Source organism: Embleya sp. NPDC056575, assembly GCF_042793325.1.
GTDB lineage: Bacteria > Actinomycetota > Actinomycetes > Streptomycetales > Streptomycetaceae > Embleya.
The window spans coordinates 21763-39684 of sequence record NZ_JBHTVA010000087.1; the positions used below are offsets into that span (position 1 = coordinate 21763).

Annotated in this window: 16 protein-coding genes; 12 read left to right on the forward strand and 4 right to left on the reverse strand. The window is 73.5% G+C overall.

Annotation, left to right across the window (positions count from 1 at the left end; genetic code table 11):
- Positions 1-214: 214 nt before the first annotated feature.
- The 12 genes from ACFRCG_RS42230 (at position 215) to ACFRCG_RS42285 (ending at position 13379) form a co-directional block, all read left to right on the forward strand.
- Positions 215-1504, forward strand: a complete 1290-nt coding sequence (locus ACFRCG_RS42230; RefSeq protein ID WP_380041620.1) for an ATP-grasp domain-containing protein — start codon at positions 215-217, stop codon at positions 1502-1504.
- A complete protein-coding gene (locus ACFRCG_RS42235; protein ID WP_380041622.1) occupies positions 1501-2442 on the forward strand; it encodes a hypothetical protein in 942 nt (313 codons plus the stop codon). The genes ACFRCG_RS42230 and ACFRCG_RS42235 overlap by 4 nt, the downstream gene beginning before the upstream one ends.
- Complete coding sequence (locus ACFRCG_RS42240; RefSeq protein WP_380041624.1) at positions 2439-3614, forward strand: PLP-dependent cysteine synthase family protein; 1176 nt, start codon at positions 2439-2441, stop codon at positions 3612-3614. The genes ACFRCG_RS42235 and ACFRCG_RS42240 overlap by 4 nt, the downstream gene beginning before the upstream one ends.
- Positions 3611-4663, forward strand: a complete 1053-nt coding sequence (locus tag ACFRCG_RS42245; RefSeq protein WP_380041626.1) for an enolase C-terminal domain-like protein — start codon at positions 3611-3613, stop codon at positions 4661-4663. Before ACFRCG_RS42240 ends, ACFRCG_RS42245 begins: the two co-directional genes overlap by 4 nt.
- The gene (locus tag ACFRCG_RS42250; RefSeq protein WP_380041628.1) at positions 4660-5970 is read left to right on the forward strand and encodes an MFS transporter; all 1311 of its coding nucleotides are present in this window, start codon (positions 4660-4662) and stop codon (positions 5968-5970) included. The genes ACFRCG_RS42245 and ACFRCG_RS42250 overlap by 4 nt, the downstream gene beginning before the upstream one ends.
- 160 nt (positions 5971-6130) lie before the next feature.
- A complete protein-coding gene (locus ACFRCG_RS42255; RefSeq protein ID WP_380041630.1) occupies positions 6131-6922 on the forward strand; it encodes a class I SAM-dependent methyltransferase in 792 nt (263 codons plus the stop codon).
- 46 nt (positions 6923-6968) lie between these two features.
- Entirely contained in the window at positions 6969-8567 is a 1599-nt protein-coding gene (locus tag ACFRCG_RS42260; RefSeq protein WP_380041632.1) for an ABC transporter substrate-binding protein, read from the forward strand.
- A complete protein-coding gene (locus ACFRCG_RS42265; RefSeq protein ID WP_380041634.1) occupies positions 8564-9517 on the forward strand; it encodes an ABC transporter permease in 954 nt (317 codons plus the stop codon). The genes ACFRCG_RS42260 and ACFRCG_RS42265 overlap by 4 nt, the downstream gene beginning before the upstream one ends.
- A 56-nt stretch (positions 9518-9573) precedes the next feature.
- Positions 9574-10365 (forward strand): ABC transporter permease, encoded by a 792-nt coding sequence (locus ACFRCG_RS42270; protein ID WP_380041636.1) that lies wholly within the window; start codon positions 9574-9576, stop codon positions 10363-10365.
- Positions 10352-12010 (forward strand): ABC transporter ATP-binding protein, encoded by a 1659-nt coding sequence (locus ACFRCG_RS42275; protein WP_380041638.1) that lies wholly within the window; start codon positions 10352-10354, stop codon positions 12008-12010. The genes ACFRCG_RS42270 and ACFRCG_RS42275 overlap by 14 nt, the downstream gene beginning before the upstream one ends.
- Before the next feature lie 110 nt (positions 12011-12120).
- Positions 12121-12909, forward strand: coding sequence for a VOC family protein (locus ACFRCG_RS42280; protein WP_380041640.1), 789 nt, complete (start codon positions 12121-12123; stop codon positions 12907-12909).
- Positions 12910-13187: 278 nt separating this feature from the next.
- A complete protein-coding gene (locus ACFRCG_RS42285) occupies positions 13188-13379 on the forward strand; it encodes a hypothetical protein (protein WP_380041642.1) in 192 nt (63 codons plus the stop codon).
- A 35-nt stretch (positions 13380-13414) separates the two neighbouring features.
- Here the strand turns inward: ACFRCG_RS42285 and ACFRCG_RS42290 are convergent, their stop codons facing one another.
- The 4 genes from ACFRCG_RS42290 to ACFRCG_RS42305 form a co-directional block, all read right to left on the reverse strand.
- Positions 13415-15715, reverse strand: coding sequence for a heavy metal translocating P-type ATPase (locus ACFRCG_RS42290; RefSeq protein ID WP_380041644.1), 2301 nt, complete (start codon positions 15713-15715; stop codon positions 13415-13417).
- Between the two features lie 153 nt (positions 15716-15868).
- Positions 15869-16858 (reverse strand): hypothetical protein, encoded by a 990-nt coding sequence (locus ACFRCG_RS42295; RefSeq protein ID WP_380041646.1) that lies wholly within the window; start codon positions 16856-16858, stop codon positions 15869-15871.
- 183 nt (positions 16859-17041) lie between these two features.
- Complete coding sequence (locus tag ACFRCG_RS42300; protein ID WP_380041648.1) at positions 17042-17314, reverse strand: heavy-metal-associated domain-containing protein; 273 nt, start codon at positions 17312-17314, stop codon at positions 17042-17044.
- 149 nt (positions 17315-17463) lie between these two features.
- Entirely contained in the window at positions 17464-17745 is a 282-nt protein-coding gene (locus ACFRCG_RS42305) for a metal-sensitive transcriptional regulator (RefSeq protein WP_078981450.1), read from the reverse strand.
- Between the last annotated feature and the right edge of the window lie 177 nt (positions 17746-17922).

A 17922-nucleotide genomic window follows, 5' to 3' on the forward strand; every position in this document is an offset into this window, starting at 1 on the left:
CGCGCGCGGTTCGGGTGTGGTTTCGGGGGTGGTGGCGGGGCGGCGCGTGTGGGTGTCGGTGGGTGGTGGCGGGTGTCGGATCCGGGCCCGATGTGCTTCCCGGTGATGCCGGCTCTCGTCGATGTTGCATTGAAAATGAAAACCATTCCCGATACGGTCTCGGCGGATCGATGCTCTGCGAGAGAGCCGTCGCCGCGGTCGGAGAGGGAGTTCGGTGGGTCATCTGTTGGTTGTCGAAAGTTGGGTCGGGGCGATGAGCGGGTTGTTGCCCCGGGCGATCCACGAGGCCGGACACGAGTTCACGTTCCTCACCCGGGACCTGCACCACTACCTGCGCGCGACGCCCGGCGCGGCGCCGCATCCGCTGCTGTCCGCGCGCAACATCGTCACGACCGAGACCAACGACGCGGCGGAACTGCCGGCCGCGGTCGAACGACTGCACGAGGTGTTCGCGTTCGACGGGGTGTTGTCCGCGTGCGACTACTACCTGCCGGCCACCGCGCGAATCGCCGCCCGGCTCGGCCTGCCCGCTCCCGCGCCGGACGCGGTGGAGGCGGCCTGCCGCAAGGATCTGACCCGACTGCGCCTGGCCGAGGCGGGTGTGCCCGGCCCGCGCTTCGCGCTGTGCGCGGACCGGGAGCGGGCGCGTGCCGCGGCGCGCGAGATCGGCTACCCCGTCGTGGTCAAGCCGGTGGACCTGTGCGCCGGGATGTTGGTGCGTGTCGTCCACGACGAGGTCGAACTGGCCCGCGCACAGCGGGCGATCACGGACCTCACGGTGAACGCGCGCGGACAGCGCCGGGCCCCGGTGGTGCTGATCGAGGAATACCTCACCGGGCCCGAGGTCAGTGTCGAGACGGTCACCCGGGAGGGGCACACCCACGTCGTCGGCGTCACCGACAAGAGCCTGGGCGCCGAGCCGACGTTCGTCGAGACCGGACACATGTTCCCGGCCGCACTGGAGCCGGACCATACACGGGCCGCCGCGGACACCGCCGTACGCGCGATCCAGGCGCTGGGCCTGGACCACGTCGTGGCGCATACCGAGATCCGGCTCACCCCCGACGGGCCGCGCACGATCGAGGTCAACCCCAGGCCGGCGGGCAATCGCATCACCGAACTGGTCCGGCACGTCACCGGCGTCGACCTGGTCGTGGCCTGTGTCGACGTCGCGCTCGGCCGGCGTCCCGACCTCGCGGTGCGCGAGACCGGCGTGCGAAGCGCCGCCATCGGCCTGCTGCTGCCGGACGAACGCGACCTGTCGACCGACGGGACGGGCACGCTCGCCGGCATCGACGGCGCCGACGCGGTACGTGACGAGCCGGGCGTGGTAGAGCTGACCCTGGCCGAACCGGGGCGGGCGGTACGGGCCGCGACCAGCAACAACGAGTATCTGGGCCACGTGCTGACCGCCTCCCGGGGCGCCGGCGCGCGGGAGTCGGCCGAGCGCATGCTGGGTCGGCTGCGCCCCCGCTACGCGGCCGCGTCGGCGGTGACCGGATGAGCCGGCCGCGATCCGTGCCCGGGTCCCCGGGCGCCCTCGACGATCTGCTCGTCCGGGTCCGCGCCGGGGAGTTCGGGGCCGACCCGAACCAGGAACGGGTGAGTACCGCCTTTCGCACGGTGCAGGCCGTCCGGCACGCGGAACGCACCACCGGATACCGCAACGAGGTGCTGAGCGTGCGATTGGGCGCGGCGGTCGGCTCGTGTGCCGCCGAGCCGGGCACGCTGCCCGCCGACACCATCGACGAATGTGTCGGGGCCCGCGTCGCCGACCTGCTGGCGCATCCGCTCGCGCCGATCCGGATCGCCGCCTTGGACGCCTACCTGATGCGGGCCCGCCCGCATGGCTGCGAGCGCGGTGCCCGGGCGTACCCGCTGCCGGCCGGGAGTTCGCTGACCAAGTCGCGGGCCCGGGCCCGGGCCGTGGTCGAGCTGCTGCCCCTGGCGCGGGTACGCACGGTGCTGGTGGTGGGCGTGGTCAACTCGCTGTTGGAGCGGCTGCGTACGCTCGGGATCGACTGCGTGCCGTGCGACTTCGAGGGCGGGCGCACCGAATGGGGCGAGCCGATCCGCCGTGACGCCGGCGCCGAACTGGACGGCTGCGACGCGATCCTGGCCTCCGGCATGACGCTGGGCAACGACACCTTCGAGCCGCTGCGCGCACACGCCGCGAGCACCGGCAAGCCGCTGGTGATGTTCGCCCAGACCGGCAGCGCGATCCTGCCGCACTTCGTCGGCGCGGGGGTGAGCGCGGTGTGCGCCGAGCCCTATCCGTTCTTCTGGCTGGACGGCGGGCCCGGTGTGGTCTACCGCTATGGCGGGCCGGGTGCGGCGTCCGGGATCGCGGGCCCGGGCACGGCGCATCAACCCGGAGATCCGAGTGCGGCGTACCGGCCCGAAGGCACGAGCGCGGCGCACCGATCCGGAGGTGCCGCGTGAATACCGTCCCGCTTCCGCGCAACGCCGATTCCGCCGGCGCCAATCCCGACCTGCTGCCCCTGCTCGGCCGTACCCCCGTGGTCCGCGTCGGCACCGAACTTCCCTGCCCGCACCCGGGGTTCTGGGCCAAGCTCGAATACCTGAGCGCGGGCGGCATGAAAGCCCGCGCCGCCGTATCGATGTTGCGCGGCGCCCGCCGGCGCGGCGAACTGCGCCCGGGCGCGCTCGTGGTCGAGTCCACCTCGGGCACGCTGGGCATCGGTCTGGCCTTCGCCGGACAGGCGCTCGGCCATCCCGTCCGGCTCGTCGGCGATCGCGAACTCGAACCGTCCATGCGGCAGTTGTTGCGCGCACACGGCGCCGAATTGGACCTGGTCGAACATCCGGCGGCGGTCGGCGGCTGGCAGGCCGCCCGGCTCGCCCGGTTGCGCGAGATCCTGCGCGGCACACCCGGCGCCTATTGGCCGGACCAGTACAACAACCCCGACAACCCGGCGGGCTACGCGTCGATGGCGACCGAACTCGCCGACCAACTCGACCACGTGGACATCCTGGTGTGCAGCGTGGGCACCGGCGGGCACAGCGCCGGGCTGATCGGGCCACTGCGTCGGCGCTGGCCGGCGCTGACCGTGATCGGCGTCGACTCGGTCGGCTCGACCATCTTCGGCCAGCCCGCCCGACCACGCCTGATGCGCGGGCTCGGCAGCAGCATCCGGCCGCGCAACGTCGCCCACCACGCGTTCGACGAGGTGCACTGGGTCGGCCCGGCCGCCGCCGTCGACGCATGCCGCCGGCTGGCCCGGGGCAGCTTCGTCAGCGGCGGTTGGAGCACCGGCGCGGTCGCGCTGGTCGCCGCGTGGGCGGCCCGGGTCCACCCCGGCACGACTGTGGCCACCATCTTCCCGGACGGCCCGCACCGGTACCTGGGCACCGTCTACGACGACGCCTTCTGCGCCGCGCACGGCCTGGACGGCGCCCACGTGCCCACCCACCCGGTGGAGATCCTGGACCCCGGGATCGTCGAGGTCGGCGGCTGGGCGCGCTGTCGCGTGGTCGCGCGCACGTCGGGCGGCCCGCGGCCGTCGGCGCGGGAACACGCGCCCGCGTCGGCCGCCACGCCCGCGCCTCACGTCGCGAGCATGCCCCAGACCTCCATAACGGGGTCCGCATGAGGCTCACGTGGCAGACCACCCGGCTCGAACTGGGTGAGCCGTTGCGCATTTCGCGGTCGGTGATGGCCGGGCGGGACGCCGTCTGGGTGTGTGTCGAGCACGAGGGGGCGCGCGGGTGGGGTGAGGCGCTGGGCAGCAATCGGCTCGGACTGTCGGCCGATGACATCGGGGCGGCGCTGGCGCGCGTGGCGCGGCCGTGGCTGGGGCGGTTCGGCGAACCGGAGAGCGCTGCACGGGAGTTGGCCGGCAGCGGACCGGGCGGGCTGCCGCTCGGGGTGCGGGCCGCGCTCGACGCGGCGTTGCTCGACCTGGTGGGCAAGCGCACCGGACGGCCCGTACATCGGCTGCTCGGCGCCGAACGGGCGCCCGCGGCGGTGACCGCCCGGACCATCGGGCTCGGCGGGATCGAGCACGCGGCCGGTACGGCGACGCGGTTGGCCGGACTCGGGTTCACCGTGCTGAAGGTGAAGGCGGGTGCGCCCGATCCGGCGCACGATCTGGCCCGGATCGCGGCCGTGCGCGACGCGGTGCCGGACGCCCGGCTGCTGCTCGACCCCAACGGCGCGTGGAGCGAGGCGCAGGCCATGGAACTGCTGCCGCGCTTCGCCCTCCTCGGGGTCGAGGCGGTGGAGCAGCCGATCGCCGCCGGGCGGCCCGAGGTGCTGGCGCGGATCGCCCGGCACGCGCCGATCCCGGTGATCGCCGACGAGGACGCGGTCACGCGCGAGGATGTGCTGCGGCTGGCCGGACGGATTCCCGGGGTCAACCTCAAACTCGCCGAATGTGGCGGTCCGCGTGCGGCGTCGCGGATCGTCGAGGATCTGCGCGGCAGCGGTACCGAGGTCATGTTCGGCTGTCTGACCGGCAGTTCGCTCGGGATCGCGCCCGCAGTACACCTCGTCGACCGGGCCCGCTGGGTCGACCTGGACGGGCATCTGCTGCTCGCCCACGATCCGTGGACCGGCATCGGCGGTATCGACGGCACGGTGCGCGCCACCGGACACGCGCCCGGGCTGGGTGTGCGGCGCACGATCGGGGCCGCCCGATGAGGACACTTCGCGCGGTGGCCGAATTCCCGCTCGCGGTGCGGTTGTTGCTGGTCAACCAGCTCGGCGTGAACACCGGCTTCTACCTGCTGATCCCGTATCTGGCCACCCACCTCACCGACGACCTGGGGATGTCCGCCGCCGTCGTCGGCATCGTCCTGGGCGTGCGCAACCTCGCGCAACAGGGCCTGTTCATCCTCGGCGGCTCCGCCGCCGACCGGCTCGGCGCACGCGGCGTGATCATCGCCGGGTGTGCGCTGCGCGCCGTGGGTTTCGGGTTGTTCGCGCTGGGCGACGGACTGCCGGTGCTGCTTGCCGCCGCTCTGCTCAGCGGACTGGCCGGGGCGCTGTTCAACCCCGCGGTGCGCACCTACCTCGCCCACGAAGCGGGGCCGCGCCGGGCCGAGGCGTTCGCCCTGTTCAACGTCTTCGCCACCACCGGCGCCCTGGTCGGCCCGCTGCTCGGCAGCCTGCTGCTCCTGGTCGACTTCACCGCCGCCGCGCTGACCGCGGCCGTGCTGTTCGCGGCGCTGACGATCGCCCAGGCGCTCGTCCTGCCGGCGCGCCCGGTGCCGGCGCCGGAGCGTTCGGTGGTGGCCGACTGGCGCGAAGTCCTGGGCAACCGCGCCTTCGTGGCGTTCTCGATCGCCATGGCCGGGCTGTACGGCCTGGAGACGCAGCTGTATCTGCTGCTCCCGGACGGTGTTCGGCACGCGACCGGCCAGGAGGCCGCCGTCGGGCTGCTGTTCCTCACCGGGACGGTCGCGAACCTGGTGCTGCAACTGCGGATCACCCGCTTCCTCCAGACGCGCGGCGACCGCGCCCGGTGGATCACGATCGGAACGGCCGTGACGGGACTGGCCTTTGTGCCCCCGATGATGGTCGCCGGCGGCGCCGGCCCGGACGGGACCCGGGACGCGGTGATGCGGATGGTGCCGCTGATCGCCGCCGCCCTGCTGCTGCATCTGGGCGTGATGATCGCCCAGCCGTTCGTGCTCGAACTGGTCCCCGCCTTCGGCCCGGACCGACTGACCGGCACCTGCTTCGGGCTGTTCTACGCGGCGTCCGGCATCGCGGCGGCGGCCGGCAACGCCGGGATCGGTTGGGCGATGGACGCGGGCGCGGACGGTGGCCGGGCGTGGTTGCCGTGGGCCTGCTGCGCGCTCCTGGGCCTGGTCTCGGCCTCGGCGGTGGGGTGGCTGCGCCGGGGCGGGACGCTGCCGCCGACCGCGCCCGGGACCGGCGCCGTCGAGCCGGCCGCGGCGTCGCGTACTCCCGACCACCCCAGGGCCGAGAGCGAGTCCCGATGAGCCCCCGTGCCGGTTGCACGGTCGGGAGCTTGGCACGACCGGCACCGGTGCCGGTCGCGCGGTCGGGAGCTTGTCGTGATGAGCACCTGTTACCCCCGCGCGGCCGAGAACCCGCCCCGATGAGCGTCCGCGACCCGTACGAAGCCGAGAGCGAACCGACGTGAGTACCCGCAATCTCCTGACCGATACCCCCGAACTCTACGAACGCCGCTTCCCCGACCCCGGTCGGCGCGCCGCCCGGTGGATCGACGCGACCCTGCGGCGCCACGGCGGCGGGCCGCGTGTGCTGGACGTGGGGTGCGGCACCGGGCGGGACGCGGCCTGGTTGCAGGCGCACGCCGCCCGCGAGGTGGTCGGCATCGACACCTCGGCGGCGATGGTGCGCCACGCCCGCACCCACCACCCGGGCCCGGACTACCGCCTCGCCGACATGCGCGACTTCGACCTCGGGCGCGTCTTCGACGCCGTGGTCTGCCTGGACAGCGCGCTGCTGTACTGCCACGAGAACACCGATCTCGCGGCGTTCTTCGAACGTTGTCGGGAACACCTCGTGCCCGGAGGGCTGTTCGTCGCCGAACTGCGCAACGGCGCCTATTTCCTTCAGGGCGCCGAGGGCGCCCGGCCCGAAACCGAACCCCGTACCGACACCGTCGTGCGCGCCGGGGTCACCTACACCTCGCGCACCACCCTGTGGGTCGACCACGGCGCCCAACTGCTGCGCCGACGCCGGGAATGGACGTCTGACGACGGAGCGCCGGCCCGGGCGCAGCTCTCCGCGTGGCGGCTGTTGTTCCCCCGCGAGCTGGGCTACTTCCTGGACGTCGCCGGCTTCGACGTGCTCGACCTCTACGACCGCCCGGGACCGCGTACCGACCCGCCCTGGACCGAGGGCGCCCCGCCGGCCGCGACCGGGCACGGCGACCGCCTGCACGTGGTCGCCCGCCGCCGCTGACCCGGCACCACCTCGCCCACCACCGCCGACACGGAGAGAACGACCCATGAGCCGGATCCACCCCCGCATACCCCTCGGCGCATCCCGCGCCGGTACCTCCCGCCGGGCCTTCCTGACCGCCGGGGGCGTTGCCGCGCTCACCCTGGCGGTGGGCTGCGCCGGCGGCACGGCCGAGCCCGGGCCGCACGCCGGTACGCCGGGCGAGGCAACGCCCAGGCGCGGCGGGCGATTGCGGGCGGCCTTCCCGGGCGGCGGTGCCAACGAGACGCTGGATCCGCACCTGGCCAATCTGTTCGTCGACGTGGCCCGGGCCAAGGCGCTGTTCGACAAGCTCGCCGACTACGGCGCGGACCTGGCCCCGGTACCCCGGCTCGCCGCCGGGTGGGAGCCGAACGCGACGCTGGACACCTGGCGGGTACGGCTGCGGCCGGCGACCTTCCACGACGGACGGCCCGTGACCGCCGAGGACGTGCTGTACAGCTTTCGCCGGATCGCCGACCCCGCCCGGGCGTTCCGGGCCAAGGCCGCGCTGGAGTCGATCGACCAGGCCGCGAGTCGGGTGATCGACCCGGCCACGGTGGAGTTCCGGCTCAAACTGCCCTACGCCGAGTTCCCCAACGTACTCGCGGCTTTCGGGGCCTACATCGTGCCGGCCGGTGCGGACTCCTTCGAGCGGCCGGTGGGATCCGGGCCGTTCGTGTTCGGGTCGTTCAAGCCCGGGAGTTCGCTGCTGCTGCGACGCAACGACGGCTACTGGGAGGGCAGTCCGCACCTGGACGAACTGGAGTTCGTGATCGCGGGCGAGGAGTCGGCGCGGACCAACGCGCTCCTCGGCGGGCAGGTCGAGTACGCGCACGAGTTGAACCCGGCCACCGCGCGGGTGCACGAGGGCCGGGGCCGGATCACCGTGTTGCGGTTGCGCAACAGCGCGATGCAGGGCTTCGTGATGAAGACCGATCGGCCGCCGTTCGACGACCGGCGGGTCCGGCAGGCGTTCTGCCTGATCGCCGACCGTCGGGAACTCGTGGACGGGGCGCTGTCCGGCGCCGGGGAGGTGGGCAACGACCTGTTCGGCAAGGGATATCGCTACTACGCGGCGAGCCTGCCGCAGCGCACCCAGGACCTGGCCCGGGCCCGGGCGCTGCTGCGCGAGGCCGGCGCCGAGGGCCTGACCGTCACCCTGGACACCGCGCCCGCCGCCACCGGATTCGTCGAGGCCGCCGGGATCTTCAAGGAACAGGCGGCGAAGGCCGGGGTCACCGTCCAGGTGCGGATCGGCAACAAGGACACCTACTGGAAGGACATCCTCACCTCCGGCACGCTCGCGTCCTACCGCTCGGGGGCCATGCCGATCGAATCGCACGTCTCCCAGCGGTTGTTGACCGGATCCACCACCAACGCCACACACTGGCGGGACCGGGACTTCGACGAGCTGTACCGGCAGATCCAGTCCACCCCCGACGAGGCGTTGCGCACCGCGCTGTACGAGCGCATGCAGCGCCGACTCCACGACGAGGGCGGATTCCTGATCTGGGGCTTCGCGGACTGGATCGTGGCCACCGCGAACCGGGTGCGCGGCGTGGCGACGAACGCGCCCGCCAATACGCTGGACTGGGCCCGGTTCGACAAGGTATGGCTGGGATGAGCGCGGATCGTGGCCGTCCGGCACGCCGACTGGTGCTGGGCTTGGTCCAGATCGCGGCCGTGGTGCTGTTGATCTTCGCGTTGACCGAGGCGCTGCCGGGGGACGCGGCGGTGGCCCTGGCGGGCGACCAGCCCGACCCGGAACGGATCGCGCGGATCCGGGAGTCGATGGGCCTGGATCGATCCGTCGGCGGACGGTTGGCCGCCTGGATCGAGCGTCTTGCGCACGGCGACCCGGGTACCTCGCTGGTCTCGGGTCGGCCGGTCGCCGACCTGCTCGCCGACGGGTTCGGCCCGACCCTGGTACTGGCCGGGGTCACGGTCGTGCTGCTCGTGCCGCTGTCGGCGGGTCTGGGGGTGCTCGCCGCGCGGCGCGAGGGCGGCCCGGTGGATCGCTCGATCAGCGCGCTGACGTCGGCGGTGCACGCGGTTCCGGAGTTCGCCCTCGGGGTGTTGCTGATCACGCTGTTCGCGCTGGAACTCCGGTGGTTGCCGCCGACGGCCGTGGGTACCGACGGTGATCTGCTCACCCGTCCGGCCGTGTTGGTGCTGCCGGTGGTGGTGCTGCTGTCCCGGCCGGTGTGCACGATCGCCCGGCTGGTGCGTGCGGGCATGATCGAGGCGATGGCCTCGCCGTACGTGGCGCACGCACGGCGGCTGGGTCTGTCCGGTGCCCGGGTGTGCTGGACGCATGCGCTGCCGAACGCCCTTGCCCCCGCGAGCCAGCAACTCGCGCGTACCTGTGACTGGTTGCTGGGCGGCGTGATCGTGGTGGAGGCGCTGTTCGTGATCCCCGGGCTCGGCACCGTCCTGGTGGACGCGGTCGCGGCGCGTGACATCCCGGTGATCCAGGGTCTGGCGCTGGTGTTCGGTGTGGTGACCGTGTCGGTCAACCTGGTCGCCGACCTCGTGACGCTGCGGCTGGCGCCGCGCGTGGAGGTGGCGGCGTAGTGAACCCACGTTGGGGGAGATCGCGTTGGGGCGACGGCGGGGGTCGGCGGTATGCGGTGGCGCTCGCGTTGATCGGGCTGCCGCTGGCGACCGCGTTGATCGGGCCGTGGTTCGCCGGGCCGGTGCAGCCGCGCGCGGTGTCGTTCAGCGCCGGGGACGGGCATTGGCTGGGCACCGACTTCGCCGGGCGCGACGTGTGGCGGCAGGTGTTGCTCGGCGGGCGATCGGTGGTGTTGGTGGCGGTGGCCGCGACGGTCCTGGCCTATCTGGCGGCGGTGCCGCTCGGACTGGCCGCCGCGGCGACGCGGCGCGCATGGGTGGCCGAGGTGCTGATGCGGCCGCTGGACGTGCTGATCGCGGTACCGTCCCTGCTCGTCGTGCTTCTCGTAGCGGCGCTGTTTCGGCCGGGGCCGGCCGAACTGGTACCGGTGATCGCCCTGGTGGCGATGCCGGACGCCGCGCGGGTGGTGGCCGCGGCGGGCACCGAGGTGGCGGCGCGGCCCGCCGTCGAGGCGCTGCGGATGCAGGGCGAGTCCTGGTGGCGGATCACCGTCGCCTACCCGCTGCGGTCGATCCGGCGCACGCTGGCCGCCGACGCGGGGACCCGGCTCGCCGGCGCGCTGTACCTGGTGGCGACCGCCGCGTTCCTGGGCGTGGGCGTGGCCCCGGACGCCGCCGACTGGGCGGTGATGGTGGACCGCAACCGGCCCGGCCTGTTCCTGCAGCCGTGGGCGGTGGTGGTGCCGGCGGCGCTGATCGTGGCGCTGTCGATGGGCACGAACCTGGCGTTCGACACGGCGTTGCGGACGCCGACGGCCGGGCGGAGGAGGGACGATGAGCGGCGCTGAACCGGTGGCGTTCGTGCGCGAGTTGCGGGTCGCGGTGGGTGGTCGGGCCATCGTGGACGGGGTGGATCTGACGCTGCGTGCCGGGCGGATCACCGCGCTGGTGGGGCCGTCGGGCAGCGGCAAGACCACCACCGCACTGGCCCTGCTCGGCGAATTCCCGCCCGGCGCCCGGGTGACGGGCGAGGTGCGGGTCGCGGGCGGGGGAGCGGTCGGGTATGTCCCGCAACATCCCGGGGCGGTGCTCAACCCGGTGCGCCGGGTCGGCGTGTTGTTGCGGGACATCGCGCGAGCGCGGGCGCGTACGGGCGGCCGGGGGGCGCACCGGGCAGCGGTGGAAGAGGCGTTGCGGGCGGCGCGGATCGAGCACCCCGAGGAGGTCGTGCGGCGATTCCCGCATCAGCTCTCCGGCGGGCAGCAGCAACGCGTCGTGGTGGCCCAGGCGTTGTTGCTCGGTGCGCGGGTCGTGATCGCCGACGAGCCGACCACGGGGCAGGACGCGCTGACCAAGCAGGGTGTCGTGGCGCGGCTGGCGGCCCTGGCCGGGGAGGGGATCGCGGTGTTGTTGCTCAGCCACGACCTCGACGTGGTGCGCCGACTCGCGGACGAGGTAGTGCTGTTGGCGCACGGGCGGCCTGTCGCCTTCGGGCCGACGGCACGGGTGTTGCCGGCGCCGGAACGGGTGGAGGTTCGGCCCCGGGGGCCGGCGGCGGACGACGGCCCCGACCCCACCACCGCCGTTCGGCTGGAGGTTCGGGACCTCACGACCGGATACCCGGCGGGCGTGCGGCGCCGGGCGACCGTCCTGGACCGGGTGAGCCTGTCCGTGGCGCCCGGCGAATGCCTGGCCCTGGTGGGCCGTTCGGGCAGCGGCAAAACGACGCTGGGCCGCTGCCTCGCCGGCCTGCACAGTGGGTACCGGGGGCGGATCCGGTTCGACGGGACGACGCTGCCCCGCTCGCTGCGTGCTCGCACCACCGAGCAACTGGCCGCCGTGCAATACGTGTTCCAGGACGCGCGGTCCTCGTTCGACGAGGGCCGGCCGGTCGTGGACCAGGTGGCCCGGACCGCCGTGCGGCTGCGCGGCGTGCACCCGGACGCGGCTCGGACGAGGGCGCTCGACACGTTGGCCGAACTCGGCTTGGCCGCGCACGTGGCGGAGCGGCGACCGGGCGGGCTGTCCGGGGGCGAGTCGCAGCGTGCCGCGTTGGCCCGAGCCCTGCTCGCCCGACCCGGCGTGCTGGTCTGCGACGAGATCACCTCGGGCCTGGACGGCGCGGCCCGGGCGGAGCTGCTGGACCTGCTCGCCCGTTCCCGGGAACGTAGCGGCCTGTCCCTGGTGTTCATCACCCACGACCTGGCGGCGGCGGCCCGGCTCGCGGACCGGATCGTGGTCCTGGACGCGGGCCGGCCGGTGGAAGAGGGCCCGGCGGGACGGATTCTGACCGACCCTCGACACACGTTCACCCGCAGGCTGGTCCGCGCGGCCGGCGGTGCCGTGTCATGGGGCCGGGGAGACGACTGCGGCGACCCGCCCGGTAGGGACCTTCCCGATCCCCCTGCGGATCGGCCCGGGGTGAACGACGGCGACCGGGTCGAGCCCGTCCCGAGCCGGGCGGGTGAGCGACGCGGTCCGACCGGAGGTTGACGGACGTGGTCCGGCGGGTACCGGCGCGTCGGTGGTGGCCCGATGTGGGTTGCCCACGATGGCGAGTGACGACGGGTACGGGGACGTCGTTCTTCACTGGAGGTTCCGTCATGCCCGAGGTAACCAGTCCCTATACACCCGGCACACCCTGCTGGGTCGACCTGATGGTGCCCGACCAGCAGGCCGCGCTCGACTTCTACCGCGACCTGTTCGGCTGGCAGGGCGAGGTGGGCCCGCCGGAGACGGGTGGATACGCGGTCTGCACACTCAACGGCAAGGCCGTCGCGGGCATCATGAAGGCGATGTCCCCCGACGGCGGACCGACCCCGCCGACGGCGTGGACCACCTACCTGGCCACCGCCGACGTGGACGCCTCCCAGGCCAAGATCACCGAGGCCGGCGGCAACGTGATGATGCCCGCGGTGGACGTGATGACCCTGGGCCGGATGTGCGTCGCCGCCGATCCCACCGGTGCGGTGTTCGGTCTGTGGCAGGCGCGGGACTTCGGCGGGGCGCAGGTGGTCAACGAGCCCGGCTCGGTGATCTGGAGCGAGCTGAACACCAGCGATACGCGCGCCGCGGCGAGGTTCGGCAAGGCCGCGCTCGGTCTGGAGGCCGCGCCGATGGAGGGGGCCCCGGGCTACTTCTCGCTGAGCGCGGACGGGCGGGTGATCGGCGGGATGCAGGGGCTCGACCAACTGCCGCCGGGCACGCCGTCGCACTGGCTGACCTACTTCTCCGTCGACGACGCCGACAGCGTCGTCGACGCGCTGATCCGGGCCGGCGGCAACGTGCTCAAGCCGCCGTTCGACATGATGGCCGGCCGGATGGCCGTGGTCACGGACCCGCAGGGCGGCGCGTTCGCGGTGATCAACGCGACGGCTCCGGCACCGTCCTGACCCGACGGTCCGCCCGGCATCCCACGCGGGTGTCGGGCGGACCTTGCGGTCGTGCCCGGGCGGCGCGGCGCGATGGTGCGCCCGGACGGGTGACCACCGGTGCGCGTCGCCCGCCGCCGGGCCGGCGAGGCGTACGTACCCGACGCCGCCCGCATGTCTCACCACATCGGTGGGCCCGACCCGCGGTCCCCCGGGGACGACGCCGGGCTCGACCTCACCGACCTTTTCGTGTTCTCCCGGCGCCGAAGGACGGACGCCGGACCGCCACCGTGCATCGGGTGATCGGCGCGGCGGCCCGCGCGCACGAGGCGACGGGCGAGCCGATCGTCGTCGACGCGCCGGTGGCCGGCGACGCCGACGCGATCGTGGTTCGGGCCGATCCGTACCGCTTCGCCGTCGGCCTGCGCAGCGAAGCGCCGCACCCCGCTCGAATCGGCCGCCCGCACACACGAACGGTCCGCCCCTCGTGATGTGAGGGCGGACCGTTCGCGCTTTCGAGTCGGGTCTACGCGGTCGGGTGGGTGTCGTCGGCCAGGGCCTTGAAGCCGCGCAGCCGCAGGCTGTTGCTGATCACGAAGACCGAGCTGAAGGCCATCGCGGCACCGGCGAGCATCGGGTTCAGCAGGCCGGAGGCGGCAAGCGGGAGGGCGGCGACGTTGTAGGCGAAGGCCCAGAACAGGTTGGACTTGATCGTGCCCAGCGTCTTGCGGGCCAGGCGGATGGCGTCGGCGGCGGCGCGCAGATCGCCGCGCACCAGGGTCAGGTCGGATGCCTCGATGGCGACATCGGTGCCGGTGCCCATGGCCAGGCCGAGGTCGGCCTTGGCCAGCGCGGCGGCGTCGTTGACGCCGTCGCCGACCATGGCCACGATCCGACCCTCCTCCTGGAGGCGGGTGACCACGTCGACCTTGTCCTTGGGCATCACCTCGGCGAACACGTGCTCCGGGTCGATGCCGACCTGCGCGGCGACGGTGTGCGCGACGGTGGTGTTGTCGCCGGTGAGCAGGATCGGGGTCAGGCCCAGCTCGCGGAAGCGGCGGATGGCCTCGGCGGAGGTGGGCTTGATCGCGTCGGCGACGACCAGCACCGCGCGGGCCTTGCCGTCCCACGCCACCGCGACGGCGGTACGGCCCAGCGCCTCGGCGTCGGCCATGGCCCGCTCCAGCTCCGCCGGGAGGTCGAGCGCCCACTCGGTCAGCAGCCGGGTGCGGCCGACCAGGACGGCGTGGCCCTCGACGATGCCCTGCACGCCGAGCCCCTCGACGTTGGCGAAGTCCTCCGGGTCCGGCAGGTCGCCGACCCGCTCGGTGGCGCCCTTGGCGACGGCCTGGGCGATGGGGTGCTCGGAGGCGTTCTCCAGGGCACCGGCCAGGCGCAGCACCTCGGTCGCGGTCTCGTCGGCGGCGAGGTGCACGTCCAGGAGCGTCATCCGGCCGGTGGTGACGGTGCCGGTCTTGTCGAGCACGACGGTGTCGACGCGACGTGTGGACTCCAGGACCTCGGGGCCCTTGATCAGGATGCCCAGCTGGGCGCCGCGCCCGGTGCCGACCATCAGCGCGGTCGGGGTGGCCAGGCCCAGGGCGCACGGGCAGGCGATGATCAGCACCGCGACGGCGGCGGTGAACGCGCCGGCGATGCCCTGGCCGGTGCCCCACCAGAAGCCGAGGGTGGCGGCTGCGAGGGCGATCACGATCGGGACGAAGATGCCGGAGACCTTGTCGGCCAGGCGCTGCACCTGGGCCTTGCCGTTCTGCGCGTCCTCGACCAGCCGGGCCATCTGGGCGAGCTGGGTGTCGGCGCCGATCCGGGTGGCCCGGACCACGAGCCGGCCGCCGGCGTTGACCGTGGCGCCGGTGACGGTGTCGCCGGGAGCGACCTCGACGGGGACCGACTCGCCGGTGAGCATCGACGCGTCGACCGCCGAGGTGCCCTGCTCGATCACACCGTCGGTGGCGATCTTCTCGCCGGGACGGACCACGAACAGGTCGCCGACGACCAGTTGTTCGACCGGGACGCGCTCCTCGCGCCCGTCCCGCAGCACCGCCACGTCGCGGGCGCCGAGTTCGAGCAGGGCCTTGAGCGCGGCGCCGGAGCGGCGCTTGGCGCGGGCCTCGAAGTAGCGACCGGCCAGGATGAAGGTGGTCACCCCGGCGGCGGCCTCGAGGTAGATGTTTCCGGCCCCGTCGCTGCGTTCGATGGCGAAGGAGAACGCGTGGGTCATGCCGGGCTCGCCGGCGCTGCCCCAGAACAGTGCGTAGACCGACCAGGCGAGCGCGGCCAGCGTGCCCATCGACACGAGCGTGTCCATGGTCGAGGTGCCGTGCCGCAGGTTGGTCCAGGCGGCCTTGTGGAACGGCCACGCGCCGTAGGCCACGACCGGCCAGGCCAGCGCGAGGGACAACCACTGCCAGTTGGTGAACTGGAACGCCGGGACCATCGCCATCGCGATCACCGGCACGGTCAGTACGGCGGAGATCAGCAGCCGGTCGCGCAGGGCCCGGACCCGACCACCCTCGGGGTCCGCCTCCGGCGCGGCTTCGCCGCCGCCGGCGGTGACGGGAGGGGCGGGGAGTTCGGCCGTGTATCCGGCCGCCTCGACCTGGGCGATCAGGTCGGCCGGCGCGATCTCGCCGGCGTAGCTGACCTTCGCCTTCTCGGTGGCGTAGTTGACCGTCGCGGTCACGCCGTCGAGCTTGTTCAGCCGCTTCTCGATGCGCATCGCGCACGAGGCGCAGGTCATGCCGCCGATCGACAGTTCGATCTGCCCGCTGTCCTGTGGCGTCGAGGTTTCGGTGGTCGAACCCATCGCCTGCTCCTGTTCGGATCGGTGGTTGCGCGGCCGTCGCGGGGCCGGGGGCGGTGGCGGCCGGTGCCGTCCCGCGATCATGCCTGAACTATACCCTAGGGGGGTATCAAAACGTCAAACGTCGGCCACGGCCGAGGATGGCGTCGGGCACCCCTAGTGGGCGTGCTCGCCGTGCTCGGGCTGGGCGGGTCGGTCGGGCTGCGTGGACTGGGCGGGCGGCGGGGTCGGTGCGGTCGCGGCGCCCACCGTGACGGTGAACTCGGCGGTGCGGACCCTGCCCTCGTGTTGGAAGTCCAGATAGAGGCGGTAGTTGCCCGCACTGGGGGCCTGGGCGTGGAAGCCGATGCCGGGACCCGCCGGGGTCTTGCCGTCGCCGGGCGCGCCCTGCGGGTGCACGTGGAGGTAGGCCAGGTCGCCCTGGCGCAGCGCGACCAGGTGGCCGTAGGCGCCGAGGTAGGGCTGGAGGTCGGTGACGGGGCGGCCGTCCTTGCTCACGTTCAGGGTGAGGGGCGCGGATGTCGTGGTCAGGTCGCCGGCCAGGGTGACGGTGTAGCCGTCGACGACGGCGGTGCGGCTCGGCGCGGGCAGTGCGGCCGGTGTGTAGTCGCCGGCCACCACGACGTCGGCGCCCAGGGTGAGTGTGCCGCCGGGGTCGCCGCTGGGCGTGAAGTCGGCGAACATCCGGTACGTGCCGGCGTTCGCGAAGGTCAGCGGCACGCTCCAGGTGCCGTCGGCGCCGAGCACGGGGTGTACGTGCTGGAACCCGGACAGGTCGCGGCGGGCCACGATCAGGTGCAGGTCCTTGTCGTGGGCCCGGTCGTAGCGCGTCCACGGTTGCCCGTCCGGGCCGAGGACGCGGAAGCGGAAGTCGGTGGCGGTGCCGGCCGGCAGCGGCTCGGCGGGGGCGAGCAGGGTGTAGCCCCGCTCGGAGACCTGGAGGCCGCCCGGCGTCTCGGCGGCGGCCGGTGTGGCGCCGGGGGAGCGGGCGCCGCCCGACGGGCCCGCCTGGGCGCCGCCGTGGCCGCCGTGTGCGGGGGCGGGATCGGAGCCGACCGGGCCGACCGCGTGGCCGATGCCGAAGGCGGCCCCGAAGGCCAGCACCACGCCGGCGCCGAACGCGCCGACCTTGACTGCGGTGTTCATGCTCTCTCCCTGTTCGATGGCGCGTTCGACACCGCGTCGGACGCCGCGTTCGAGGCGGTGCGGCGGGTGGTCGTCGTGCTGCGGCGGGTCCGGGGGTGCGGCGGGCCCCGGTGGTGTGGCCGACCGGGGCCGCGGGTGGTCCATCGAGGGGGCGCCGGTGTCGGGCGGCGCCCCCTCGACGGGTCAGTGGCAGCTGCCGCAGCAGCTCGCGCCGGCCTCGGGGGCCTCGGCCGCCGGGGCGACCAGTTCGTAGCCGGCCTCGTCGATCGCCGCCGCGACGGCCGTGTCGGCCAGGGCCGCGTCGGAGGTGACCGTCACCTTGCCGCTCGCGAGGTCTACCGCGACCTCCGTGACGCCGTCGATCCTGCCGACCTCGGCCTTGACCGAGGAGACGCAGTGGCCGCAGGTCATGCCGGTGACGGTGTAGGTCGAGGTGACGGCAGTGGTCGTGCTCATGGCGAAGCCTCCTGGTTCTCGGGTCCGCCGCACCGGAGGCGTTCCGGGCGGCGGCTTCGACTACAACATACCCCCCCTGGGTATGTTGTCAAGCCGAGGGGATGGATCCCTGCTTTCGGAACGGGGGGTGCGGGTGCGGGGAACTCCCGTCAGGAGCGCACCAATCGGGCCACCGCGTCGGCGGCCTCGCGGACCTTGGCGTCGGCCGCGTCGCCGCCCTGCCCGGCGGCCTGGACCACGCAGTGCCCCAGGTGATCGGTCAGCAGCCCCAGGGCGACGGCCTGGAGTGCCTTGGTCACGGCGGATACCTGGGTCAGCACGTCGATGCAGTAGGCATCCGACTCCACCATCCGATGCAGCCCTCTGACCTGGCCTTCCACCCGCTTCAGGCGGGCGAGGTAGGCGTCCTTGCCGTCGTCGTATCCGGTCATCGCGGGCCTCCTTGGTCGCGCATGCGGTCTCGATTCGACCGCAAGGTACCCCCATAGGGTATCGTTTCGGCCGGTCGAATACCCCCGGGCCCTATGAAAATATTCGGCATGCCGGGCGTCCGGCCCGAATGTCGGAGGCACGACGTGCGGCCGCCCCCGGGATCCATGGATCCCGGG